The following is a 23,795-nucleotide window of genomic DNA, read 5'->3' on the forward strand; positions in this document are numbered from 1 at the left end:
CCAAACCTGGCGGTAACCGGAGAGTGTCGGCCTAGACTCTCGCGCATGCCGACTGACATCGAGGGTTGGCCCACGCGGCTGTTGCTTGCGGAGGACCATCCCATGGTCGTGACGGCTCTGCACTCCGCGTTCGAATTGGTCGACGACATCGAGATCGTCGAGACGACGGGGTCCGTCGCGGACACGATCGCCGCGGCGGGCCGATTGCATCCGCAGGTCATCCTGCTCGACCGCAGGTTGCCCGACGGCGACGGGATCGATGCGATCGGGCGATTGCGCAGTGCGGCACCGGAAACCAGGGTGCTGGTGTTCACCGGTGCCGCGGACCGGCTCATGCTCGATCGGGCGATGGCCGCCGGCGGCGCCGGATTGGTCTTGAAATCCGGCCGGTTCGACGACCTGCTGGCCGTCATCCGGCAAGTTGCCGCAGGCCACGATTGCTTCGACGTCGACCTCACGTAGTGACACCAACCAGCGGGTGAAGGCAGGCGAGCCAATGGTCCAGCAGACCGTGACCGAGGACCGAGTGAGCGGCAACGACGAGCGCCTGCAGCCCTTGCTGGACGGGCTCAAGGCGGTTCGCGACGGCGACTTCCGGCGCTACCTGCCCAAGGTCGGTGACCCGCTGCTGGACGAGATCTCCGTCGTCTTCAACGGCATGGTCGATCAGCTCGCGCTGTTCACCACCGAGGTCACCCGGGTCGCCCGCGAGGTCGGCACCGAGGGCAAACTCGGCGGCCAGGCGTCGGTGCCGGATGTCTCCGGCAGCTGGAAGGACCTCACCGATTCGGTGAACGCGATGGCCGACAACCTCACCGCTCAGGTGCGCGACATCGCGGGCGTGGCGACCGCGGTAGCGAAAGGCGATCTGTCCCAGCAGATCACGGTGGATGTCAAGGGCGAGCTGCTCGAGCTCAAGAACACCATCAACACGATGGTGGACCAGCTCTCGGCGTTCGCCGACGAGGTGACCCGTGTCGCGCGCGAGGTCGGCAGCGAGGGCAGACTGGGTGGTCAGGCGCGGGTGCCCGCGGTGTCGGGCACGTGGCGTGATCTCACCGAATCGGTGAACATCATGGCCGGCAACCTCACCGCCCAGGTCCGGTCCATCGCGGAGGTGACCACCGCGGTGGCGAAGGGCGATCTGTCGCAGAAGATCACCGTGGACGCCCGGGGCGAGATCCTGGAGCTGAAGAACACCATCAACACGATGGTCGACACGTTGTCCTCGTTCGCCGACGAGGTCACCCGCGTTGCCCGCGAGGTCGGCACCGAGGGCAGGCTCGGCGGACAGGCCCAGGTGTTCGGGGTGTCGGGCACCTGGAAGGGCCTGACCGAATCGGTGAACTTCATGGCGGACAACCTCACCGATCAGGTCCGCTCCATCGCCCAGGTCGCCACCGCGGTGGCGAAAGGCGATCTGTCCCAGAAGATCACGGTCGAGGCCAAGGGGGAGGTCGCCGCGCTGGCGCAGACCATCAACACGATGGTCGACACGTTGTCCTCGTTCGCCGACGAGGTCACCCGCGTCGCCCGCGAGGTCGGCACCGAGGGCAGGCTCGGCGGGCAGGCCGATGTGAAGGGTGTGTCCGGCACGTGGAAGAGCCTCACCGAATCGGTCAACGTCATGGCCGCCAACCTCACCGATCAGGTCCGCTCCATCGCCGAGGTCACCACCGCCGTGGCGCGCGGCGACCTCTCGCAGAAGATCCGGGTGGATGCCCGGGGCGAGATCCTCGAGCTGAAGGACACCATCAATACGATGGTCGACACGCTGTCCTCGTTCGCCGACGAGGTCACCCGTGTCGCCCGCGAGGTCGGCACCAAGGGCAGGCTCGGCGGGCAGGCCGATGTGAAGGGCGTGTCCGGCACGTGGAAGAGCCTCACCGAGTCCGTCAACGTCATGGCGGACAACCTCACCGATCAGGTCCGCTCCATCGCCCAGGTCGCCACCGCGGTGGCGAAAGGCGATCTGTCCCAGAAGATCACGGTCGAGGCCAAGGGGGAGGTCGCCGCGCTGGCGCAGACCATCAACACGATGGTCGACACCCTGTCCGCCTTCGCCGACGAGGTCACCCGCGTCGCCCGCGAGGTCGGCACCGAGGGCATCCTCGGCGGACAGGCCCGCGTCCCCAATGTGGCGGGCACGTGGAAGAGCCTGACCGACAACGTGAATTCGATGGCGGGCAATCTGACCAGCCAGGTTCGCTCCATCGCCCAGGTGACCACGGCGGTGGCGCGCGGCGAACTGTCGCAGAAGATCGACGTCGACGCCCGCGGCGAGATCCTCGAGCTCAAGACCACGATCAACACCATGGTCGACACGCTCTCGGCATTCGCGGCGGAGGTGACCCGCGTGGCGCGCGAGGTGGGCAAGGAGGGGCGGCTCGGCGGACAGGCCGAGGTCGAGGGCGTGTCCGGAACGTGGAAACGGTTGACCGAGAACGTCAATGAGCTCGCCGGCAACCTGACCCGTCAGGTGCGCGCCATCGCCGAGGTCACCAGCGCGGTGGCGACCGGAGATCTCACCCGCTCGATCTCGGTCGAGGCGCAGGGTGAGGTCGCCGAGCTCAAGAACAACATCAACGCGATGGTGCAGTCGCTGCGCGAGACCACCGGCGCCAACGAGCAGCAGGCCTGGCTCAACACCAACCTGGCCCGCATTTCCGGACGCCTGCAGGGACATCGCGAGCTCAGCGCCGTCGCTCAGCTGATCATGAACCAGGTGACCCCGCTGGTCGACGCCCAGTACGGCACGTTCTTCTTCATGGAGACCCACGGTGACCGCGAGCGGCTGCGGCTGATCGCCGGGTACGGGCGCACCGAGGACGGCACGGTCTTCGAACTCGGCCAGTCGCTCGTCGGTCAGGTGGCGATGACCAAGAAGGCCATCGTGGTCGACCGGACACCGCCGGAGTACGTGCAGATCGCCTCCGGTCTCGGTGTGGCCCGGCCGGTCAATCTGATCGTGTTGCCGATCGTCTTCGAAGACCAGGTGCTCGCGGTCATCGAGCTGGCGTCGTTCAACCGATTCACCGCCGTGCAGCGCGATTTCCTCGAACAGCTGATGGAAACCATCGGCGTGAACGTCAACACCATCATGGCCAACGCGCGCACCGACTCCCTGCTCGAGGAGTCGCAGCGACTCGCCGGAGAGCTGCAGCAGTCGAATGCGGAGCTCGAGGAGAAGGCGGAGCTGCTCGTGCGCCAGAACCGCGATATCGAGATGAAGAATTTCGAGATCGAACAGGCCAGGCAGGAGATCGAGGAACGAGCCCAGCAGCTCGCACTGGCGTCGAAGTACAAGTCGGAATTCCTCGCAAATATGTCGCATGAATTGCGCACACCGTTGACCAGCCTGCTCATCCTGGCGGACGTGCTGGCGAAGAACACCACCCACAACCTCACGGCGAAGCAGGTCGAGTTCGCCAAGGTCATCCGATCCGCCGGCAAGGAGTTGCAGCAGCTCATCGACGACATCCTCGACCTGTCCAAGGTCGAGGCGGGGAAGATGGAACTGCATACCGAACCGGTTCCGCTGCGGCAGTTGATGGAATACGTGCGGACCACATTCCGGCCGCTCACCAGCCAGAAGGGCCTCGCCTTCGATATCGACGTGGCGCACGATGTTCCCGACCGTCTCAACACCGACGAGCAGCGGCTGCGGCAGGTGCTGCGCAACCTGCTGTCCAATGCGGTGAAATTCACCGAGAAGGGCAGGATCCGGCTCGACGTGCGGCGCTGCGAGGATCAGGTCACCTTCAGCGTGAGCGACACCGGCATCGGCATCGCCGAGCAGAATCTGGAAACGATCTTCGGCGCATTCCAGCAGGCCGATGGCACCACCAGTCGGCGCTACGGCGGCACCGGGCTCGGCCTGTCGATCAGCAGGCAGGTGGCGAATCTGCTCGGCGGCGAGATCCGGGCCGAGAGCCGGCTCGGGGTCGGCAGCACCTTCACCCTCTGCCTGCCGGTGACGCCGCAACCGGAAACCACCGCCGAATCACGGCTGCGACCGTGGTCGCTGGGCTGGCCGGTGCTCGTCGTCGAGGATCCCGGCAACCGGCCGCTGACCCGCCTCGTCGGCGAGGTCCTCCGCGAACTTGCGGCCACCGGTGGGCCGATCGACATCGAAACCGTCGGCACACCGGACCGGGCACTCGAGGCCCTGCCGACCAAGCCGTACCAGTGCGTGCTGCTGGATGCGAGCCTGCCGGGCGTGTCCGCACCGGAGTTCCTCGACGGGCTGCGCGAGGCCGTGGCGGCGAGAAGTATTCCGGTGCTCGCGTATCCGGCCGGCGAGCTCGACGCCGACCGCAAACGCGGATTCGCGGCGGCCGACACCCACCGCCGGGTGGAACTGCTGACCGCACCGGACGAGTTGCGCGAGCGGTTCATCCTGCTGCTGACCCAACCGCGCCGCACCACCTCCGAGACCTCGGCCACCCGGGTCGGGCATGCGGGACTGCGGGGACGGCGGGTGCTGATCGTCGACGACGACGCCCGCAATGTCCTCGCGATCGCGGGAATGCTGGAGTTGAACGGGATGTCGGTGGACCATGCCTCGAACGGGCGCAAGGGCATCGAGGCGCTGCAGGCGCAGCCGGACGTCGACGTGATCCTGATGGACGTGATGATGCCGGAGATGGACGGCTACGCCACCACCGCGGCGATTCGGAGGATGCCCAGTTTCGACCGGCTCCCGATCATCATGGTCACCGCCAAGGCGATGGCGGGCGATCGCGAAAAGAGTCTGGCCTCCGGCGCCAGCGACTACATCACCAAACCCGTCGACCCCGACGAACTTCTGAACTGCATCGCCCGCTGGTTGCGGATCGAGCCGGGGACGGCAGCGGCGCGCGGCGCCGTCGTCGAGGCGTGAGGACGCCGGATCGCTACCGCATCCGATGCCTTCTGGCCGGTCGGCTCGGCGCGGCGAGGGCGTTGTTCTCGCGGACGAGTGTCAGCATCGTCAGACCGGCATCGCGAATGATGATGTCCAGATCGTCGAGCACGCTGCCGACCCCGGCGCGGACCTCGTCGGTGACGGCGTTCTCGCGTTCGATGATCGTGCGTATCTTGTGCATTCGCAGCCCGGCATCGAAGAGCTTGCGCACGAGCCCGTCGTGGGCCTCGACGAATGCGGCACCGGTCGGCAGGCTCGGGTAGGGATCGAGTTCCTCCCTCGGCACGGCGATGGTCATGACGACGAGTATGCCGTCGGCCCCGCACGATTCGGCAGGGTCTTTGGTCACCGCTCGCGGCGTGGATCCGGCGATGGGACCAAAGCCCTCTCGAGGCAGGGCCTACTGCTCTGCACCGGTGCGGCACCGACCGCAAGACTGGTAGCGACTTCACAGCATCGACACAGGACGGCACATGAACGACTTCCCGGCGCATCGGAGCGGCGCGCGCCTACCGGACCCGGATCCCGGAGTGCTCGCCGGGCCGGCCCTGGCGATCGGCGTCGGGATGCTGGCCCTGGCCGTGGTTTTCGCGGCCCGCCTGCCGGACTGGGCCCGGGACTACGGTGCCGAGCTGGTGTATTCGGCGCTGATGTTGCATGTCGGATCGGCGGTCTTGTTGCTGCGCTGGGGTTTTCTCGCCCGTGGCGGACGATGGCGGTGACCGCGGGTCCATGGTCCTCCCGGCCGGTCGTGCGGTTCGCGGTGCCGGTTGCCGCGAATCGCACGACGCCGGGGTCTACGCCTCGAGTCGGGTTTCGACGAGCCGGATCCCGGTGACGATGCTGGGTTCGATGGACACGACGGTGTTCGCGAATGCGCCGACCCACGGGCGCAGCAATTGCTCGTATCGGGCGACCCGCTCGGAGTCGGCGAGCGGTCGGGCCCGCCCGGTCACCACCACCGACCAGCCGGTGTGCCGCGCAGGATCGATCTGATCGGCTTGGTAGGCGACTACCACGTCCGGCGCGGTGCGCACCGCGGACGTCAGCCGCGCGGTCAGGCGGGTGCGAATGATGATCTGGCCGCCGTCCACGACATGGGGGACCGGCTGGATCGCCGGGAGCGCGGAGCGGGTGAACACCACCCGCCCGAAGGGGGCAGCCGCCAAGAGCAGCATGGCCTCGTCGCGGTCGATCTCGACGGACCGCAGTCCGGATCCGCCGTTCTGGTGGGTGCCGGTCATCACCGCGTGACCACCGCTTCCGTGTCGAGGGCCTGAGGTCTCATCAGATCATCGCGCCGACGGCGGACGACAGAGTCGAAAGTCATGCTCTCGCATCGGCGCGGGATTATCGTGATCCCACCACTGCCTTCCGATTGGACACCCCCATGTACACGGTGTTCCTGGTCGACGACCATGAGATCGTCCGGCGCGGCCTGGTCGATCTGCTCGAGGAAGATCCGGATCTGCGGGTCGTCGGCGAGGCCGGGGACGTCGCCACCGCGCTGGCTCGCATTCCCGCGCTGCGGCCGGACGTCGCCGTGCTCGATGTGCGCCTGCCCGACGGCAACGGCATCGAACTGTGCCGCGACCTGCTGTCGAGGCTCGACGGCCTGCACTGTCTGATCCTCACCTCCTACACCGACGAGCACGCGATGCTCGACGCCATCCTGGCCGGGGCCAGTGGATATGTCATCAAGGACATCAAAGGCATGGAATTGGCCAGGGCCGTCAAGGATGTCGGCGCGGGGCGCTCGCTGCTGGACAATCGGGCCGCCGCCGCGCTGATGGAGCGGCTGCGCCACGGCACGGGGGTGGACGGCCCGCTGACCGCCCTCACCGATCAGGAACGCAGGCTGCTCGATCTGCTCGGTGAGGGACTGACCAATCGCCAGATCGCGGAACGGATGTTCCTGGCGGAGAAGACCGTCAAGAACTACGTCTCGCGCCTGCTGACGAAACTCGGGATGGAGCGACGCACCCAGGCCGCCGTCTACGCCTCCAAACTGCGTTCGGGACATCTCTGAAGTTCACCGTCCCGCGAGGCCGGTGGTGGTGATACCGAGCACGAAGGCCTTCTGCGCGAAGGCGTACACGACGAGCATCGGCGCCAGCATCAGCACCGAGGCGGCCATGAACACCGGCCAATTCGCGGTGTACTGCCCCTGCAGCCACACCAGGCCGAGGTTGAGGGTGGAGATGCTGTTGCGCTGAATCATGATCAGCGGCCACAGGAAATCGTTCCAGACCGTCACCCAGGTGAGCACCGCCAGCACCAGGACCGCGGGCCGGGCGTGCGGAAGGAGGACCCGCCAATAGGTCTGCCAGATCGAGCAGCCATCGAGGATGGCGGCCTCCTCCAATTCGGTGGGCAGGGTCAGGAAGAACTGCCGCATCAGATAGGTCCCGAAGGCGCTGCCGAACAGGCCCGGGAACGATCATCGCCAGCGGGCTGTCCACCCAGCCGAAGGTGCGCATCAGAATGAATTGCGGAATCACGGTGACGGTCAAGGGCACCATGAGCGTGCCCAGGTAGGCCAGGAACACCAGATCCCGTCCCTTGAACGGCAGGCGGGCGAAGGCGTATCCGGCCAGCGAACAGAAGAACACCTGCCCGGCCGTGACGCATCCGGCATAGATCACCGTATTGAGGAACATCCTCCCGAACGGCACGAACTCGAAGACCAGGCGGTAGTTCGACCATTGCGGATCGTCCGGCACGAGCCCCGAGCCGACGATTTGTCCCTGCTTCTTCAATGAACCGGCCAGCGCCCACAGCACGGGTAGCAGCGCGCACCAGGCCATGATCACCAGCGCGAGGTAGCCCAGCAGTCCGCGCAGGGTGCGGCGAGCGATCACCCGCTGATACCGGGGACCGAAGGTCTGTGCGGCGGACACGATTACGCCTCTTCCGTGCCGGTGCGACCCAACCGCAGCTGCAGATAGGTGAGCAGCAGCAGGATCGCGAACACGACCCAGGCCAGCGCGCAGGCATAGCCGAGATCGTTGAAGGCGAAGGCGTTCTGGAACAGCATGATGCCGAAGATGTAGGTGCCGGTTTCCGGCCCGCCGTGGCCGCCGGTGAGGACGTAGGCCTGGTCGAACGCCTGGAACGAATTGATGATCGAGATGACGAAGACGAACCCCAGGGCGGGCCGGATCAACGGCAGGGTGATCGACCGGAACCGCTGCGGCCCACCGGCGCCGTCGATGCGCGCGGCCTCGTACAGGTCACCGGGCACACCCTGCATCGCGGCCAACAGCACGGCCGCGGCGAACGGGACGCTCTTCCAGATGCTGACCAGACACAGCGACACCATCGCCCACACCGGGTCGATGAGCCAGCGGACGGGATCGATACCGAACCATCCCAGCACCGTATTGAACAGTCCGCCTTCGGTATTGAACATGAAGCCCCAGACGATGGTCATCGCCGCGGTGGAGGCGACCAGGGGCATGAACATGATGCCGCGGAAGATGCCGATCCCTTTGAGTTTCGCGTTCAATGCGGCGGCGACGGCGAGGCTGATGACGACCGTCGGAATCAGGGTGGCGATCGTGAAGATCACGGTGTTGCGCAACGCGATGTAGAACAGCGGATCCTCGGCGAACAACCGGCGATAGTTCGCCGTCCCGAGGAATTCCGGATCGCCGAACATATCCCAGTGCTGGAAGCTCAGATACAGCGAGAAGGCCAGCGGGAACAGCAGGAACACCAGCACCGCAAGCAGATTCGGCGTGATGAACGCCCGGCCCGCCGCGGCTCGGCGCCTGGTCAACATGGACCGCGGCCGGTCCGAGCCGTGGGCCATCATGGTGTCTCCCTGAGCAGACGGTTGAGTTCGTCGGCCGGTCCCTCCTTGAACCATGATGCCGTAGCGGCGCCACGCAGCACCCGATCGGTGAACCGCGTGTAGGCCGCGTCGATCTGCCGCCATTTCGGGCTCACCGGCAGGGGATTGGAATTGTCGGGACCCCCGGTGAGCACCTCGAGATTGCGAATCCTGGTGTGCGCGTCGGCGAATTCGGGTGAGTTGCGGGCCGAGCGCAACGCCGGGACGAACAGCCCGGACGCGGCGACCGCCTGCTGGCCCACGGGCCCGGTGGCGAACTTCACGAACTCCCACGCCAGGTCCTTCTTGCGGCTGGATGCGGCGATGCCCAGCCCAGTGGTGCCGATATCGGATTTCGCGCGGTCGCCCTGGGGGCCGACGGGCAACACGGTGACGTCGAAATCCAGGTCGGGTGTGGCGAGGAAGGCGCTGTACTGCCAATGCCCGGTCAACACCATCCCGGCCTTGCCCTGGGAGAACAGATCCAGTGCCGACATGGACGCCGAGATCGACTGCAGATCCGCCGACAGCGGGGCGACGCGGTGCCGCACGGACAGGTCGGCGTAGAACTGGAAACCCTCGATGAATCGGTCGTCATCGATATTCGTGTGCGTCGGATCGATGGGTGGGGTGAACCAGGCGGCGCCGTTGTTCATCCCGAAGATCGCCGCCGACCAGCGGGGCACCGGCCAGGCGTCGACGAATCCCCACTGGGTGGTCCGGCCGGAGCTGTCCCGTTCGGTCAATGCCTGTGCCGCATCGAGGAATTCGGCGAAGGTCCAGGCGTCCTCCCAGCGGCCCGGCGGCGGTGTCAGCCCGGCCTCGGCGAACAGTCTCCTGTTGTAGTACAGGAAGATTCCCGCCCACTGTTCCGGCAGGACATACTGCCTGCCCTGGAAGCGGAACGTGTCGGACAGGCCCGGCGTGCTATCGGCGCGCAGCCGAGCGGCATAGTCCGGATCCCTGTCGAGAAAGGTGTTCAGATCCTGCAGCACACCCAATTCGGCGAAGCGCGAATACGATTCCCACTGCATCAGCACATCCGGGCATTTACCTCCGGCGCAGTAGGTCAGGATCTGCTGCTGCGGGTCGGGCCCCGACATCTGCACCCGGATCTCGATCTCCGGATGCAGGCGGCCGAACGCCTCGATGATCTGCCTGCGCACCCGAGCCTCGTCCGGGGCGGCCTGAAAGAAGAACGTCAACGCATTGGCATCGCCCCCACACCCGGCCAGCGCCGGCACGGCCATCGACGCCCCCGCCACGACGGCGCCACGCAGCAGCGCTCGCCGATCCATAGCCGGCCTCCCAAATACGTTGAGAAGACTCGCCCCTCACGGTAGCCGATCGACCGCCCCGTGCGGCCGGATTCGCAGCGCTGCCACCGCCGGGGCGGCTGTGCAGGCGAGTAGGCCCATCAGGGACAGTGCGAGGGGCAGGTCGGAGGCGGTGTAGAGGGTGCCGAAGACCGCGACGCCGAGGACGAAGCTGAATTGGAAGGTGGTTGTTGCTATGCCGGTGGCGTCCGGAATGCGGTCGGGGTGGACGCCTGCCACCGTCAGTCCCAGCAACGGGGTGAAGGCGGCGCCGTAACCCAGTCCGGCTGTGGCCAGTAGGGCGACCGCCGGTCCGGCGGGCCAGTGCTCGCCGCGTGCGACCGTGCCGAGCAGTATCAGGCTGCTTCCGAGAACGACCAGGCCGCCGATCACCAGGATTCGGTGCTGCCGCTGCGAGACCAGCGAGCCCGGGATCGAGCCCACACCGAATCCGGCGGCGAAGGGGAGCAGGGCGAGCCCGGCCGCCGCGGCCGTGTGCTGATGGCGGTTCTGCAGATCGGCTGCGACACAATACAAGACGCCGGTGTAGGTCGTGCTCGACAGCAGCAGGGCGAGCAGCCCGGGGCGCATGCCCGGCATCGCCATGACGCGCAGGTCGAACAGCGGGGAGCCGTCTCGACGCTGCTGCACCCGCTGCCAGGCGACGAACATCGCGAGCACCGCCAGCCCGACGGCAATCAGCGCCCATCCTGCGCTCGTCCAGCCGGTGGTGGGCCCGAGCGCGAGCGGGCCGACGGTCGCCGCCGCTCCGGTAGTCAGCAGGCAAACTCCGAGCAGATCCATCCGCCGCGGGGTCACCGCGATCACCGGAAGCAGGCGGGCCGCACCGGCGAACACCGCGACACCCACCGGAAGATTGATCAAAAATACCGTGCGCCAACCCAATCCGAACAGATCGGCATTGATGAGAGCGCCGCCGAGGGCAAGTCCCGTGCTCGCGCCGAGGGAGATCATGGCGCCGTACGCCGCCAGGGCCCGGGTCCGTGCCGGGCCGACGAAGTCGGCCTGAATGAACGAAATCGCCTGCGGGATGGCCATCGCCGCGCCGAGGCCCTGGATCGCGCGGGCGCCGATCAGCAGCACTCCGTTGGGCGCCGCACCCGTCGCGACGGAACCGACGGTGAACACCGCGATTCCGAGCAGGAAGAGGCGTCGGCGACCGCGGTCGGAGCCGAGCCGGGCACCGGTGATCAAGCAACTGGCGTATGTCAGCGTGTACGCCGCCACGGCCAGTGCCGCCACGCCGGAGCCGACCCGCAGATCTCGCTCGATCGAGGGCGCGGCGACGTTGCCGACCGTGGTGTCCATCGACGCCAGGAACTGCCCGGTCAATACGACGGCCAACGCCAGCCAGCGTCGCCGGGGCGATGCCGTGGGTACGACGGTGATTCCGACCGAATCGACGTTCGGACGTGAAGTCATCGTCGGAGATCTCCTTCGGCCGCGGTATCGGTCGTGGCGACCTCGGCGTCGACCAGGTCTGCCGCGAGGAATTGTTCCATCGCCTCGACGCAGTCGTACACATCGACATACCGGATATACAACGGCGCCAACCCGAATCGCAGCAGATCGGGAGGTCGGAGTTCGACATCGAAACCGCGGGCCGACAGCCCGGCCGCCAGCCGGGCCGCCGAGGGGTAGCGCAGCGAGACGTGGCTGCCGCGCTCGGCCGCCGCGGCGGGCCCGGTCATCTCGACCCCGAAGCGGGCGAGCCGCCTGCGGACCAAGCCCGCGAACTGTTCGGCGAGCGCAATCGATTTGGCACGAACGGCGTGGGGGTCCGCCTGCGCGGTCACCGCGACACCCTCGTCCAACGCGATCAGGCTCAGCAGGGGCGGGCAACCCGTGGTCAGGCGGGCGATCCCGGGATCGGGCCGGTAGTCCGGCTCGAAGTCGAACGGTGCCGCATGGCCTAACCATCCCGTGATCGGCTGTGCGAAGTCGGGCAGCAGCCGGCTCGCGACATACATATAGCCGGGAGCTCCGGGCCCGCCGTTGAGATATTTGTATCCGCATCCGACTGCCAGATCGATACCGATGTCGTCGGCGTCGATCGGCACGACGCCTGCGCTGTGCGCCAGGTCCCACAGCACGAGCGCGCCTGCGGCATGCGCGCTTTCGGTGATGTCCCGCATCGGCAGCAGCCGCCCGGAGCGGTAATCGACATGACTGAGAAGGACCACGGCGACGTCGTCGCCGAGGTGGTCGACGATCGAGTCGGCAGCCACCCGCCGCACCGTGGCGTGCGGGTGGACGTGTTGCGCGATGCCGTCGGCGATGTACAGATCGCTCGGGAAGTTGTCGCTGTCGGTGAGGACGACCGAACGCCCGCTCGATCGCCGCGAGGCGACTTGCAGTGCGCCGCAGAGGAGTTTGAACAGATTGACCGAGGTCGAGTCGCCGACCACGACCTGGCCGGGCGCCGCGCCGATGAGGCGTCCGATCCGATCCCCGGTGACGCGTGGCAGATTCAGCCAGTCGTTATCCCACCACGCCGCGTTCATGTCGTTGCGCCACTCGTCCTGGATCACGGCCCGCAGCCGCTCCCACGTTCCCCGCGGGGGCGGGCCCAAGGAGTTGCCGTTGAAGAAGATTCGAGTGTGGCTCAGATCGAATCGTGCGCGCATTCCGGACAGCGGATCGGCCTCGTCCAGAAGTTCGAAGAAGCGACGGTGGTCGCTGTTCGCCTCCATCCCGGTGCTATTCCGTGATCTGCTGCATCATGCCGTACATATCCTCGTTGTGCCACCACTCCACGAGAAGGTCGTCCGCGTCGAACCGCATGATGTCTATGCCGGACAGCGACACCCGCCGGCCCGTTCCGGGAATCCCGGAGAGAACTCCGGTGTGCGTGCCCGACGAGTTGTACCGGGCAACCAGTTTATCGCCGTCGATGAGGACATCCTCGATGACGAAGGTGAAGTCCGGGAAGGCCTGATGCCAGTCGAGGGCCATCGCCACATGCCCCTGCTTGGTGTTCGGGAAGGCATCGATGGGCCGGTGATCGAAGAACTTCTCGGACAGGGCTCGACCGCCCTCCGGATCGCCGCAGTTCCACAGCTTCCCGATCCAGATGTCCTCGTAGACGTGTCGCATGAGCTTTCGGCGAACCTCGATCTCGGACATGATGTCTCCTCAATTGCCTTCGAGCCCGGCCGGCCCATCGACGGCGAAGGCCGTGCGGCCACGCTTCAGCCACTGCACGACCATGCGTTCGGGTTTGAAATGGGATTCGAATACCGGCAGTGCCAATTCCGGATCGGCCGTGCCGCACATGAACAGATCCACCGCGGCGAAGGCATGTTCGGGCCAGCTGTGAATGCTGATGTGCGACTCCGCCAGCATCGCCACGCCCGTCACACCGCCCGCACCGCCGAAGTGATGAGTGTAGACATACAGCAGTGAGGCGCCGGTGACGTCGACGCATTCGCGCAGCACCTGCTCGACGAGGGCCGGATCGTCGAGTCGGCTGGCCCCGATGAGATCCGCGAGCAGGTGCGTTCCGGCCGCCCGGGGCACCGGCGTCGAGCCGGTGGCCACCGCTGTCATGGACGTGCCTCCGCTGCCGCCCCCGGCGCCTCCGCCATCGGGTTCAGCGAAAATCCGCAGACATCGCGGGTGGCGCGGTCCGCACCCGCGGTCACGGTCACCGATGTCACATCGTGCAGACATCGCGGATCTTCGAATATCACCGTGTCCAGCGGAACCTCCAATTCCAGCTTCCGGTAGACGACGCGGTCCAGATCGGCGAAGAGGCTGCGGCCGCCTTCGACGTTTTTCCGGTCGATGAGCGAAATGGAGGTGAAAGCGTGCCCATCGTGATGCATGCCCTCCGGGGCCGGGTACCCGGGCTTATCCGGGAACGCGAGAATCCGCATCAGGTGCACGCCTATCTCCCAATAACGGGCCGCACGGACTCTCGACTCCGGAAGGGCCGCGAGGACATCCCAGATCAGCTGATGGAGAAATGGGTTCTTCCTGGTGCGCACGGCGAGCGGTTCGAATTGCCGTGCGATGCCGCCGGCGTAGGGATTGACACCGGAATCCTGATAGAAAGGGCGATGGTCCAGTTCGTCGATTCGGTGTTCCAGCGTATCGGCGGTGAAGACGGTGAAGCGCCGCTGCCGGAAGACGTAATCCGTCTTCAGCCATCGATCGTCGGGCAGGTCCTCGAAGTCGTCTGCCAATTCGGTCAGGCCGTCGCCGAGATCGGCCGGCAGATCGGCCGCGGGTCGGCCGGCCAGGACGACGACCGGATCCCTGCCGAAACGGTCATCCGGTAACGGGCCGAATAGTTCTGTACGGATCGGAGATGTCATTATCTCCCCTCTTCGTGTCGTGGTGCCGACACCTGCCGGCGCCGAACGCCGAGTTACGGTATGTAGTCGAGGTACATATCGAAATCCCATTCTGTCGTCGTTGACAGAAATCTTTCCCACTCGTCGCGTTTGTGTGCGGTGTAGACGCGGTACATCTCACCGGGCAATGCCGATCGGACGACCTCGTCGCCGTCGAGGGCGGCCAGCGCCTCGCCCAGATTCATAGGCAGACTCTGCTGCGGGGGAGGAGCGGAGTCGTAGGTACTGGCGGATGTCGGCGGGCCCGGATCCAGATCGTTGCGCAAACCGTCATCGATAGCGGTCAGCAGCCCGGCCGCCATCAGGTACGGATTGACCATCGAATCGGCCGTGCGGTATTCGATCCTTTCGGGAGAGGAAATGCGCACCGCACACGTCCGGTTCTGATATCCCCACGCCCTGGCGATCGGCGCCCACAGCCCGGTATCCCAGAGGCGCCGATAGGAGTTCACCGTCGACGCCCCGAGCGCCGTCAGCGCCGGTAGATGCGTGACCAGGCCGCCGACCGCGCGCCGGGCAACATCGGTGAGCGCCTGGGGGTTTCGATCCGCCGCGCGGTCCGCGCTCACCATATTGACGCCGCCGACGCGGTAGCTGCGTACGCCCGGCATCGTCGGTTCGGGATCGGCCGGAAGAACCTCGTCGTCCCCACCCTCCCACAGGGACAGATTGTGATGGCATCCCGACGCCGACATACCCGGGAAGGGCTTCGTCATGAAACAGGCGATCAGATCGAATTCCCGTGCCACCTGACGGCAGATCTGCCGATAGGTGACGAGTCGATCGGCATTGCGCAGCGGCTCGTCGAATCGGAAATTCAGTTCGAGTTGTCCCGGCGCATCCTCGTGATCGCCCTGAATCATGTCCAGGCCCAATGCCTGCCCGTACCGCAGCACGCGCATGCTGACATCACGGAGTTCTTCGAGCTGATCCACGTGATAGCAGTACGGTTTGGTGACACCCGCCAACTCCCCGCCCGCTCCGCGGCGCAGCCACATCATTTCCGGCTCGGTGCCCACCCGCATATTCAGGCCGTGGTGAGCCGTGAAATCGGCCTGCAGCCGGGCCAGATTCCCCCGGCAATCCGCGGTCAAGGCCGCGCCCGGCGACTGTTCTTCCTCGCGATTGCGGAACAGCCGGGCGAATACTCGCGCCACCCTCCCGTCCCACGGCAGCTGTGCGAATGTTTCCGGTTCCGGCACGGCGATCAGCTCGGATGCCTCGGGACCGTAGCCGAGATAGCGGCCCCGGCGGTCGGCGGCAACATTGGCTGTCGCGCCGTACACCATCTGAACGCCTTTTTCCGCCAATTGCTCCCAGCGCCGGGCCGGCATCCCCTTGCCGACAACGCGACCGGTCACGGATATGAATTGGACATAAATGTACTGGATTTCCAGTCTATCTATCAGCTTGCGCACGTCATTGACGGCGTCGTCCCGCCCGGAGCGATCCAGGAATTCCTCGATATCCAACGGGCTCCCCTAGCTTGCGCCGTCAGTGAATTGTTCGCCGAACTTGCGCAGGTGGCAGTGATGGTCTGGCCGCAGTGGTTTATGAATCCGAATCCACACTACTTTTTAACACCCACCGGTCTCATCCGCAACCCTGCGAGGGCTCGCTGCGAGCCCCCATTTCTTTGGGCCCGAACGGAAGAGCCTCTTGCTGGCAACCCGGCGCCGAGCGGGCGGCCGCTATCGTTATTCTGCGAATTCTATAATTCGCTGTCGTGTCATCGATTGCGGATCTCACGTCCGGCAGCTGGGTGGCAAATCCAGCCGTCGAGACCGGATTCGTGCCGTACGATCCCCGCCCATACCGGTGATGCGTGTTTCACCGGGTCGGAGGTTTGAATATGACACAGGAGTCGCAGTCGACCGAGCCGAAAGCGCAAGCGCCGGACGGTCTCGACGGTCGAGAGAGCGCGGTGGGACGAATCGCGTTGCGGTTCACCGCATTCAGCGAGCGCTGGCTACCCGATGCCTTCGGATTCGTCCTGGTCGGCACGTTCCTGATCGTGCTGTTGGGGCTTGCGACGCGGGTGCCGCTGATAGATGTGCCCGCCGATAAGACGGCCACGACGGGCTTCGGCCTGATCGACGCCTGGGGCAAGGGGTTTTGGAGTCTGATCCAGTTCACCCTGCAGATGACCATGATCATCATCGGCGGATATGCGGTTGCGGCGTCCCCGCCGGTCGCTCGCGTCATCGCCGGGCTGGCGCGGGTGCCGACCACCCCGCGGGCGGCGATCGTGTTCACTGCCGCGGTTTCGATGCTGACCTCCTATTTGAACTGGGCGTTCAGTCTGATCTTCACCGCGATGATGGCCCGCGAGATCGCCCGGCACGTGCGCGGAGTCGACTATCGGGCGTTGGGGGCAATGGCATTCCTCGGCCTGGGCACGGTGTGGGCGCAGGGCCTGTCGGGTTCGGCGGCGCTGCAGGTGGCCAGCGCCGGTTCCAGTCCCAAGGCTGTGCAGGACGTGATCGCCCAGGGGCGCGGCAGCGGGCTGATCCCCTTGACCGAGACGCTGTTTCGGTGGCAGAGCCTGCTCGCCACCCTGGTCGTGTTCCTGGTCGCGCTGGGCATCGCATGGCTCATTGCTCCCCGCGGCGCTGCGGCCAAGACGGCGGCGGATCTCGGCGTCGAATTGAAACCGCTGATTCCCGAAGGGCGCGTCGAGCCGGGCGACGCTCGGCGGCCCGGCGATTGGCTGGAGTACAGCCCCGTATTCACCGTGCTGCTGGCCGCCCTCGGATTGTGGTATCTGGTCCGGTATTTCGGAAACACTCAGGGCAACGCCCTGAACGCGCTCGATCTGAACACCGTCAACCTCATCCTGATCCTGCTCGCCCTGCTCCTGCACTGGCGGCCCGCCAACCTGGTCCGTGCGGTGCGCGACGCGACACCGGCCGCATCCGGTGTGCTGCTGCAGTTTCCGCTCTACGGCGGGATCTTCGGCATGATCGCCTACACCGGGTTGTCCAGCACGATCGCCGGTTGGCTCACCAATGTCTCCAACGCCCACGTGTATCCGGCGCTGATCGCCGTGTACTCGTGTGTGCTCGGGATCTTCGTGCCCAGCGGCGGCAGCAAGTGGGTGATCGAGGCGCCGTACGTCCTCGATGCCGCCAACCAGCTGCAGGTCAACCAGGGCTGGATGGTGGTCGTGTACGACCTCGGCGAAGCCAGCGCGAATCTGCTGCAGCCGTTCTGGATGCTGCCCACGCTGGCCATCCTCGGATTGAAGGCACGCCACATCATGGGCTTCACCTTCGCCATGTTCCTGGGATGCTTCCCGGTCGTGCTCATCCTGGTCACCGTGCTCGCCCCCACCCTCCCCTTCCCGTGATCCGCGCGGCCGTCCTCATCCCGTGCCAATGCCCGATTTCGGCATTGGGCTGCGGGCGAAGGGGGGTTTACTTCACACTGATCTTCTGACAAACGCCTTGTGAGGGTGGCGTTTTCAGGTGGGAGCAAGAATGAGCGTGAACTGGCCCCGATCCGACGACGAACGGCGTCTCGCCGAACTCGGCTACAAACAAGAGCTGGCCCGATCTTGGTCCGGGTTCTCCAACTTCGCGATCAGCTTCACGATCGTGTCGATCCTGACCGGCGGGCTCGCCAGTTACGGGATCGGGCTTGCCAACGGCGGTCCGATCACCATGGCCTGGGGCTGGCCGCTGGTGTCGGTGATGGTGCTGTTCGTGGGGTTGGCGATGGCCGAATTGGCCTCGGCCTACCCGACTTCCGGCGGCCTGTACTGGTGGGCCTCGGAGCTGGGCGGTCCCATCTGGGGCTGGTTCACCGGCTGGTTCAACCTGATCGGCCAGATCGCGGTGACGGCCGCCATCGATTACGGTGCGGCCATTTTCACCACCGTGGTGCTGAACGTCATCGGCATCGACATCGGAACCGACCGCACCGCAATCTTTTCGGTGTTCGCCCTCATCCTGGTCCTGCACGCGGTGCTGAATGCGATCGGCCCGCACCTGAGCGCGTTGATCAACAACATCTCCGCCTGGTGGCATGTTGGCGGTGTCGTGCTGTTCGTGCTGGTGCTCGGGATCGGCGCGGAGCATCATCAGAGCGTCGGGTTCGTCTTCACCGAGACCGTCGACAACAGCGCGGTCGGCTTCGGTGGCGTGGCATTCAGCTTCCTGCTCGGCCTGCTGCACGCGCAGTACACCTTCACCGGTTACGACGCCTCGGCGCATATGTCGGAGGAGACCCGCCACGCCTCCCGGATGGCGGCGAAGGGAATCATCAACACCATTCTGGTCTCGGCCGTCGCGGGTTATCTGCTGATCATGGCGGTGACCTTCGCGATCCCGAATCTCGACGACGCGCTGGATCCGGCGAAGAACAGCGGCTATCCGGTGATCTACATCCTGGAGAATTCGCTGAACTCGTTCTGGTCGGGACTGCTGCTGATCATCGCCGCGATCGCCCAATTGTTCTGCGGATACGCCTCGGTCACCTCGGCCTCGCGCATGTTGTTCGCCTTCGCCCGCGACGGCGCGGTGCCGGGATCGGCGCTGTGGTCGAAGCTGTCGGCGCGCAAGGTGCCGGTCAATGCCGTCCTGTTCATCTCGTTCTTCGCATTCGTCCTGCTGATCCCGTCGATGCTGGTGCCCGCCGCCAACGCCCCGACCGCGTACGCCGCCGCCACCTCGGTCGCCACCATCGGCCTGTATATCGCCTACGGCATCCCGATCCTGTTGCGTCAGCTCCACGGCCGCCGCTTCCGGACCGGACCCTGGCACCTCGGTCACCGCTACCGCCCGATCGGAATCGTCGCGCTGATCTGGATCGTCCTCATCAGCCTGCTGTTCATCCTCCCGATGGACGACCGCGGCTATCTGTGGAACGACGAATTCACCTGGACAGCGGTCAATTACGCGCCGATCACCCTCGCCGCGGTCGTGGGTGCCATCGCCATCTGGTGGTTCGTGTCCGCCCGCCGCTGGTTCACCGGGCCCCGGCGCAACGTCGACGAACCACCGGTGGCCGCTACAGCGGGGTCACATAGGCACCGGAGATCCCCCCGTCGACCATGAACTGCGACGCGGTGATGAACGAGGAATCGTCGCTGGCGAGAAATGCTACGGCAGCGGCGATTTCCTCCGCCTCGGCGAAGCGGCCGAGAGGGATGTGCACGAGACGACGCGCGGCGCGCTCGGGGTCCTTCGCGAACAGCTCCTGGAGCAGGGGAGTGTTCACGGGGCCTGGGCACAGGGCGTTGACGCGGATGCCCTGGCGGGCGAACTGCACGCCGAGCTCGCGGCTCATGGCCAGCACGCCGCCCTTGGACGCGGTGTAGGAGATTTGGGAGGTGGCCGCACCCATGACGGCGACGAAGGACGCGGTGTTGATCACCGAGCCCTTACCGCGCTCGAGCATGTGCCCGATGGCGTATTTACTGCACAGGTAGACCGAGGTCAGGTTCACCTCCTGCACGCGCCGCCAGGCGTCCATTCCGGTGGTGAGGATCGAATCATCCTCCGGCGGTGAGATTCCGGCATTGTTGAAGGCGATGTCCAGGCCGCCGTAGGTGTCGACCGCGGCCTGGAACAGCGCCTCGACCTGGGCCTCGTCGGTGACGTCGACCTTCACGTACAGACCGCCGACCTCGGTGGCCGCGGCCTCGCCGGAGCCGGCATCGATATCGGCGACAACCACTTTCGCGCCTTCGGACGCGAAGCGCCGGGCGGTGGCCAATCCGATCCCGCTGCCGCCGCCGGTGACGACCGCAACCCGATCCTGTAAGCGCTGCAACGTATCTCCCTCTCTCGGACGATTCGGTTCTACTCGGTGGCGATGAAGACGTTCTTCGTCTCGGTGAAGGCGCGGGCGGCGTCGGGCCCGAGTTCGCGACCGAGTCCGGATTGTTTGAAACCGCCGAACGGAGTCCAGTACCGCACGGAGGAATGCGAATTCACCGACAGGTTTCCCGCCTCGACGCCGCGGGCGACGCGCAGCGCCCGGCCCACATCGGAGGTCCAGATGGACCCGGACAGGCCGTACTCGGTGTCGTTCGCGATGCGCAGGGCGTCGGCCTCGTCGTCGAACGGCAGCACCGCGACCACCGGACCGAACACCTCCTCGGTCACCACCCGGTCGGTGGGTCCGGAGGGCAGCACAACCGTTGGGGGGAACCAGAATCCGGGACCGTCGGGCCGGGAACCGGTGAAGGCCACGGGGGTCGAGGGCTCCAGGAATCCGGCGACCCGGTCGCGATGGGCCGCCGAGATCAGCGGTCCCATCTCGGTGGTCTCATCGGCGGGGTCGCCGACCCGAACGCCGCGCACCGCCGGTTCCAGCAGTTCGAGGAATCGATCGAAGATGCTGCGCTGCACCAGGATCCGGGACCGCGCGCAGCAGTCCTGCCCGGCGTTGTCGAAGACGCCGTAGGGTGCGGTGGCGGCCGCCCGCTCCACATCCGCGTCGGCGAACACGATATTGGCGCTCTTGCCGCCCAATTCGAGAGTGACCCGCTTCACCTGGCCGGCGCATCCGGCCATGATCTGCCGCCCCACCTCGGTGGAGCCGGTGAACACCACCTTGCGCACGGCGGGATGTGTCACGAACCGCGCGCCCACCACCGATCCCCGACCCGGAATCACCTGGAAGACGTGTTCCGGCAGGCCCGCTTGCAGCGCGAGCTGGCCGAGCCGGATCGCCGTCAGCGGCGTGAGTTCGGCCGGTTTGAGCACCACGGTGTTCCCGGCGGCGAGCGCGGGCCCGAAGCCCCAGGCCGCGATCGGCATGGGAAAGTTCCACGGCACGATGATGCCGACGACGCCGAGCGGCTCGTGGAAGGTGATGTCGACCCCGCCCGCGACGGGAATCTGGTTGCCCAGCAGCCGTTCCGGCAGTCCGGCGCTGTAGTGCAGCACGTCGCGGACATTGCCCGCCTCCCAGCGGGCGTTGCCGATGGTGTGGCCCGCATTGCGCACCTCGAGGGCGGCCAGGTGCTCGAGGTCGGCGTCGACGGCCTCGGCGAATCGGCGCAGCAGGCGCGCCCGGTCTCCCGGTGCGATCGCCCGCCAGCCCGGCAGCGCCTGCTGTGCCCGCGCGATGGCGGCGTCGGCCGCTGCCTCGTCGGCCAATTCGACCGTGGCCACGACCTTTTCGGTCGCGGGGTTGACGACCTCCGTCGTTGTCACCGGTTGCGCTCCCTTCCATACGTCGCCGCCTGCTCGACCAATGCCCGCATGAGCCGGTGGTCGGTCGCGTTCTCCTCCGGATGCCACTGCACACCGACCAGGAACGGGCCGGTGGTTGCCTCCGCCGCCTCGATGATGCCGTCCGTGGCGTACGCGGAGGCGGTGAGGTCGGGCGCGAGCTTGTCGATCGCCTGATGGTGCGAGCAGTGCGCCCGCACCTCGGGCCCGGCGATCGCGGCCACCCGGCTGCCCGCCAGCGTCCGGACCGTGATGACGCCGAAGGCGCCGGGGGTGCGGGCATGGTCGGTGTGCCCGAGGACGTCCGGAAGGTGTTGCAGCAGTGTGCCACCCAGCGCGACGTTCACCAGTTGCAGTCCGCGGCAGATCGCCAGCACCGGCATCCCCGCGGCGCGGGCCCTCTCGAAGAGCGTGAACTCGAATTCGTCTCGGTCGGGCCGGGTGTTGCGGGTGGCGGGATGCGGCTCGGTGCCGTAGCGGGACGGGTCGACGTCCGCGCCGCCGGTCAAGACCAGTCCGTCCAGCCGGTCCACGAGCTCGCGGGGTGCGGATCCCGTGGGCGGGAGCAGCACCGGGATTCCACCGGCTCGCTCGGTCATGTCGACGTAGTTGCGCGGCAGGATCGCGCTGGGGACATCCCAATTGCCGAATCGGGTGCGTTCGGAGTACGTGGGCAGGCCGATCAGCGGCCGCCGCTCAGAGTCGTTCGAAGCCACGGATGCGCTCCCAGTCGGTCACCGCGGCATCGTAGGCATCGAGCTCCACCTGTGCCGCATTCCGGTAGTGGCGCACCACCTCCTCGCCGAATGCCGCCTTCGCGACCTTGCTCTCGCCGAACAACTGGGCGGCCTCGCGCAGGGTGTGCGGCACCCGCGGGCGCTGGGATCGGTAGGCATTGCCGCGGAACTCCGGTTCCAGGGGCAGGCGATGCTCGATGCCGTGCAATCCGGCCGCGATGGTGGCCGCGACGGCAAGATACGGATTCACATCGCCGCCCGGTATCCGGTTCTCCAGCCGCAGCGACGGCCCGTGACCCACCACCCGCAGCGCGCAGGTCCGATTGTCACGCCCCCACGCCAGGGCGGTGGGTGCGAAGCTGCCGGGCTGGAACCGCTTGTAGGAGTTGATGTTCGGGGCGAGGAGATAGGTCAGCTCCCGCAGGCAGTCCAACTGCCCGGCGAGGAAATGACGCATCAGCGTCGAGCCGCCGTCGGCCTCGTCGCCCGCGAACACCGGCTCGCCCGCGTCGTTGCGCAGACTGAGGTGAATGTGGCACGAATTGCCCTCGCGCTCATTGTATTTCGCCATGAAGGTGATGCTGCGGCCCTCCTGGGCGGCGATCTCCTTGGCACCGGTCTTGTAGATGCTGTGGTTGTCGCAGGTCACCAGGGCCTCGTCGTAGCGGAACGCGATCTCGTGCTGACCCGGATTGCATTCGCCCTTCGCCGACTCGACATACATTCCCGCGCCGGACATGTCGTTGCGGATGCGTCGCAGCAACGGTTCGACGCGCGCCGTGCCGAGCATGGAGTAGTCGACGTTGTACTGGTTGGCGGGCGTCAGGTCGCGATATCCGCTGCGGAACGCCTGCTCGTAAGTGTCGTCGAAGACCAGGAATTCGAGTTCCGTACCGACGTAGGCGTGCAGGCCGTGCTCGGCCAGGCGATCGAGCTGGGCGCGCAGCACCTGCCGCGGCGAGGCCGCGACGGGCCTTCCCCCGGTCGTCGCGTGCGGATCCACCTGTTCCACATCACACAGGACCAGCGCGGTTCCGGGCCACCACGGCACCGATCGCAACGTGGCGAGATCGGGACGCAGCACGAAATCGCCGTACCCGGTGTCCCACGAAGACATCTCGTAGCCGTCGACCGTGGTCATCTCGACATCGACGGCGAGCAGGTAGTTGCATGCCTCGGTCGCCTCGGCGAGCACCTCTTCCACGAAATACCGCGCCGAACACCGCTTTCCCTGCAGCCGACCCTGCATATCGGTCATCGCGACCAGCACCGTGTCCAGCTTCCGCGTCTCGACCTGCCGCACCAACTCCTCGATGGTCAGCATCCCCGCACGCATCACGACCCCTCTCGACATCAACGTGCTCACGCTAAGCGAATCCGGGGCCCGCGCGTGCCCGAATACGCAACGAGACCTCACCCACAGCCCCCGCCCGGACAG

The 23,795-nt window shown here is 66.4% G+C and carries 20 protein-coding genes and 1 pseudogene; 6 read left to right on the forward strand and 15 right to left on the reverse strand.

The window, feature by feature from the left end:
- The first annotated feature begins 45 nt into the window (after nucleotides 1-45).
- Nucleotides 46-462 (forward strand): response regulator, encoded by a 417-nt coding sequence (locus tag IU452_RS26145; RefSeq protein WP_195111827.1) that lies wholly within the window; start codon nucleotides 46-48, stop codon nucleotides 460-462.
- A gap of 34 nt (nucleotides 463-496) precedes the next feature.
- Nucleotides 497-4,882: a HAMP domain-containing protein gene (locus tag IU452_RS26150; RefSeq protein ID WP_195111828.1), complete on the forward strand. Its 4,386-nt coding sequence runs from the start codon at nucleotides 497-499 to the stop codon at nucleotides 4,880-4,882.
- A gap of 13 nt (nucleotides 4,883-4,895) precedes the next feature.
- Here the strand turns inward: IU452_RS26150 and IU452_RS26155 are convergent, their stop codons facing one another.
- Nucleotides 4,896-5,255, reverse strand: coding sequence for a hypothetical protein (locus tag IU452_RS26155; protein WP_195111829.1), 360 nt, complete (start codon nucleotides 5,253-5,255; stop codon nucleotides 4,896-4,898).
- A 124-nt stretch (nucleotides 5,256-5,379) separates the two neighbouring features.
- On the opposite strand from IU452_RS26155, the gene IU452_RS26160 reads away from it, so the two are divergent.
- A complete protein-coding gene (locus IU452_RS26160; protein WP_195111830.1) occupies nucleotides 5,380-5,628 on the forward strand; it encodes a hypothetical protein in 249 nt (82 codons plus the stop codon).
- A 75-nt stretch (nucleotides 5,629-5,703) separates the two neighbouring features.
- Here IU452_RS26160 and IU452_RS26165 read toward each other — a convergent pair whose 3' ends face one another.
- Nucleotides 5,704-6,150, reverse strand: a complete 447-nt coding sequence (locus IU452_RS26165; RefSeq protein ID WP_195111831.1) for a pyridoxamine 5'-phosphate oxidase family protein — start codon at nucleotides 6,148-6,150, stop codon at nucleotides 5,704-5,706.
- A gap of 146 nt (nucleotides 6,151-6,296) precedes the next feature.
- On the opposite strand from IU452_RS26165, the gene IU452_RS26170 reads away from it, so the two are divergent.
- Nucleotides 6,297-6,935: a response regulator gene (locus tag IU452_RS26170; protein WP_195111832.1), complete on the forward strand. Its 639-nt coding sequence runs from the start codon at nucleotides 6,297-6,299 to the stop codon at nucleotides 6,933-6,935.
- 3 nt (nucleotides 6,936-6,938) lie between these two features.
- Here IU452_RS26170 and IU452_RS26175 read toward each other — a convergent pair.
- The 9 genes and pseudogenes from IU452_RS26175 to IU452_RS26210 all read right to left on the reverse strand — a co-directional run bounded on the left by IU452_RS26175 (nucleotide 6,939) and on the right by IU452_RS26210 (nucleotide 15,797).
- Nucleotides 6,939-7,767 (reverse strand): annotated as a pseudogene (locus IU452_RS26175) (carbohydrate ABC transporter permease).
- A 41-nt stretch (nucleotides 7,768-7,808) separates the two neighbouring features.
- Nucleotides 7,809-8,723 carry a carbohydrate ABC transporter permease gene (locus IU452_RS26180; protein ID WP_416382370.1) on the reverse strand — a complete coding sequence of 305 codons (915 nt, stop codon included), beginning with the start codon at nucleotides 8,721-8,723 and terminating at the stop codon, nucleotides 7,809-7,811.
- Nucleotides 8,720-10,039, reverse strand: coding sequence for an ABC transporter substrate-binding protein (locus tag IU452_RS26185; protein WP_195111833.1), 1,320 nt, complete (start codon nucleotides 10,037-10,039; stop codon nucleotides 8,720-8,722). Before IU452_RS26185 ends, IU452_RS26180 begins: the two co-directional genes overlap by 4 nt.
- Nucleotides 10,040-10,075: 36 nt before the next feature.
- Nucleotides 10,076-11,500 (reverse strand): MFS transporter, encoded by a 1,425-nt coding sequence (locus IU452_RS26190; RefSeq protein ID WP_195111834.1) that lies wholly within the window; start codon nucleotides 11,498-11,500, stop codon nucleotides 10,076-10,078.
- Nucleotides 11,497-12,771 carry a kynureninase gene (locus tag IU452_RS26195; RefSeq protein WP_195111835.1) on the reverse strand — a complete coding sequence of 425 codons (1,275 nt, stop codon included), beginning with the start codon at nucleotides 12,769-12,771 and terminating at the stop codon, nucleotides 11,497-11,499. The genes IU452_RS26190 and IU452_RS26195 overlap by 4 nt, the downstream gene beginning before the upstream one ends.
- A 7-nt stretch (nucleotides 12,772-12,778) precedes the next feature.
- Nucleotides 12,779-13,204, reverse strand: coding sequence for an ester cyclase (locus IU452_RS26200; RefSeq protein ID WP_195111836.1), 426 nt, complete (start codon nucleotides 13,202-13,204; stop codon nucleotides 12,779-12,781).
- Between the two features lie 9 nt (nucleotides 13,205-13,213).
- Nucleotides 13,214-13,627 carry an adenosylmethionine decarboxylase gene (gene speD, locus IU452_RS26205; protein WP_228818773.1) on the reverse strand — a complete coding sequence of 138 codons (414 nt, stop codon included), beginning with the start codon at nucleotides 13,625-13,627 and terminating at the stop codon, nucleotides 13,214-13,216.
- Entirely contained in the window at nucleotides 13,624-14,397 is a 774-nt protein-coding gene (locus IU452_RS38420) for a 2OG-Fe dioxygenase family protein (protein ID WP_228818774.1), read from the reverse strand. Before IU452_RS38420 ends, speD begins: the two co-directional genes overlap by 4 nt.
- Nucleotides 14,398-14,450: 53 nt before the next feature.
- Nucleotides 14,451-15,797 (reverse strand): glutamine synthetase family protein, encoded by a 1,347-nt coding sequence (locus IU452_RS26210; protein ID WP_324192829.1) that lies wholly within the window; start codon nucleotides 15,795-15,797, stop codon nucleotides 14,451-14,453.
- A gap of 491 nt (nucleotides 15,798-16,288) precedes the next feature.
- Between IU452_RS26210 and IU452_RS26215 the strand changes: the two genes are divergently transcribed.
- Both IU452_RS26215 and IU452_RS26220 read left to right on the forward strand, forming a co-directional pair.
- Nucleotides 16,289-17,785, forward strand: a complete 1,497-nt coding sequence (locus IU452_RS26215; protein WP_195111839.1) for a short-chain fatty acid transporter — start codon at nucleotides 16,289-16,291, stop codon at nucleotides 17,783-17,785.
- Nucleotides 17,786-17,915: 130 nt separating this feature from the next.
- Complete coding sequence (locus IU452_RS26220) at nucleotides 17,916-19,493, forward strand: amino acid permease (RefSeq protein WP_195111840.1); 1,578 nt, start codon at nucleotides 17,916-17,918, stop codon at nucleotides 19,491-19,493.
- On the opposite strand, the gene IU452_RS26225 is transcribed toward IU452_RS26220, so the two are convergent.
- The 4 genes from IU452_RS26225 to IU452_RS26240 are packed head-to-tail and all read right to left on the reverse strand — an operon-like array spanning nucleotide 19,447 to nucleotide 23,693.
- Complete coding sequence (locus IU452_RS26225; protein ID WP_195111841.1) at nucleotides 19,447-20,211, reverse strand: 3-oxoacyl-ACP reductase; 765 nt, start codon at nucleotides 20,209-20,211, stop codon at nucleotides 19,447-19,449. The genes IU452_RS26220 and IU452_RS26225 overlap by 47 nt on opposite strands.
- Before the next feature lie 29 nt (nucleotides 20,212-20,240).
- The gene (locus IU452_RS26230) at nucleotides 20,241-21,602 is read right to left on the reverse strand and encodes an aldehyde dehydrogenase family protein (protein WP_195111842.1); all 1,362 of its coding nucleotides are present in this window, start codon (nucleotides 21,600-21,602) and stop codon (nucleotides 20,241-20,243) included.
- Complete coding sequence (locus IU452_RS26235) at nucleotides 21,599-22,336, reverse strand: gamma-glutamyl-gamma-aminobutyrate hydrolase family protein (RefSeq protein ID WP_195111843.1); 738 nt, start codon at nucleotides 22,334-22,336, stop codon at nucleotides 21,599-21,601. The genes IU452_RS26230 and IU452_RS26235 overlap by 4 nt, the downstream gene beginning before the upstream one ends.
- Complete coding sequence (locus tag IU452_RS26240; RefSeq protein WP_195111844.1) at nucleotides 22,317-23,693, reverse strand: glutamine synthetase family protein; 1,377 nt, start codon at nucleotides 23,691-23,693, stop codon at nucleotides 22,317-22,319. Before IU452_RS26240 ends, IU452_RS26235 begins: the two co-directional genes overlap by 20 nt.
- Nucleotides 23,694-23,795 lie beyond the last annotated feature (102 nt).

It is taken from the genome of Nocardia transvalensis, from assembly GCF_015477765.1.
Lineage (GTDB): Bacteria > Actinomycetota > Actinomycetes > Mycobacteriales > Mycobacteriaceae > Nocardia > Nocardia transvalensis_A.

Bases quoted from the DNA above. Each gene is read 5' to 3' on its own strand.
- IU452_RS26145 (WP_195111827.1), top strand. From the start codon at position 46: ATGCCGACTGACATCGAGGGTTGGCCCACGCGGCTGTTGCTTGCGGAG.
- IU452_RS26150 (WP_195111828.1), top strand. From the start codon at position 497: ATGGTCCAGCAGACCGTGACCGAGGACCGAGTGAGCGGCAACGACGAG.
- IU452_RS26160 (WP_195111830.1), top strand. From the start codon at position 5,380: ATGAACGACTTCCCGGCGCATCGGAGCGGCGCGCGCCTACCGGACCCG.
- IU452_RS26165 (WP_195111831.1), bottom strand. From the start codon at position 6,150: ATGACCGGCACCCACCAGAACGGCGGATCCGGACTGCGGTCCGTCGAG.
- IU452_RS26170 (WP_195111832.1), top strand. From the start codon at position 6,297: ATGTACACGGTGTTCCTGGTCGACGACCATGAGATCGTCCGGCGCGGC.
- IU452_RS26180 (WP_416382370.1), bottom strand. From the start codon at position 8,723: ATGATGGCCCACGGCTCGGACCGGCCGCGGTCCATGTTGACCAGGCGC.
- IU452_RS26185 (WP_195111833.1), bottom strand. From the start codon at position 10,039: ATGGATCGGCGAGCGCTGCTGCGTGGCGCCGTCGTGGCGGGGGCGTCG.
- IU452_RS26190 (WP_195111834.1), bottom strand. From the start codon at position 11,500: ATGACTTCACGTCCGAACGTCGATTCGGTCGGAATCACCGTCGTACCC.
- IU452_RS26195 (WP_195111835.1), bottom strand. From the start codon at position 12,771: ATGGAGGCGAACAGCGACCACCGTCGCTTCTTCGAACTTCTGGACGAG.
- IU452_RS26200 (WP_195111836.1), bottom strand. From the start codon at position 13,204: ATGTCCGAGATCGAGGTTCGCCGAAAGCTCATGCGACACGTCTACGAG.
- speD (WP_228818773.1), bottom strand. From the start codon at position 13,627: ATGACAGCGGTGGCCACCGGCTCGACGCCGGTGCCCCGGGCGGCCGGA.
- IU452_RS38420 (WP_228818774.1), bottom strand. From the start codon at position 14,397: ATGACATCTCCGATCCGTACAGAACTATTCGGCCCGTTACCGGATGAC.
- IU452_RS26215 (WP_195111839.1), top strand. From the start codon at position 16,289: ATGACACAGGAGTCGCAGTCGACCGAGCCGAAAGCGCAAGCGCCGGAC.
- IU452_RS26220 (WP_195111840.1), top strand. From the start codon at position 17,916: ATGAGCGTGAACTGGCCCCGATCCGACGACGAACGGCGTCTCGCCGAA.
- IU452_RS26240 (WP_195111844.1), bottom strand. From the start codon at position 23,693: ATGCGTGCGGGGATGCTGACCATCGAGGAGTTGGTGCGGCAGGTCGAG.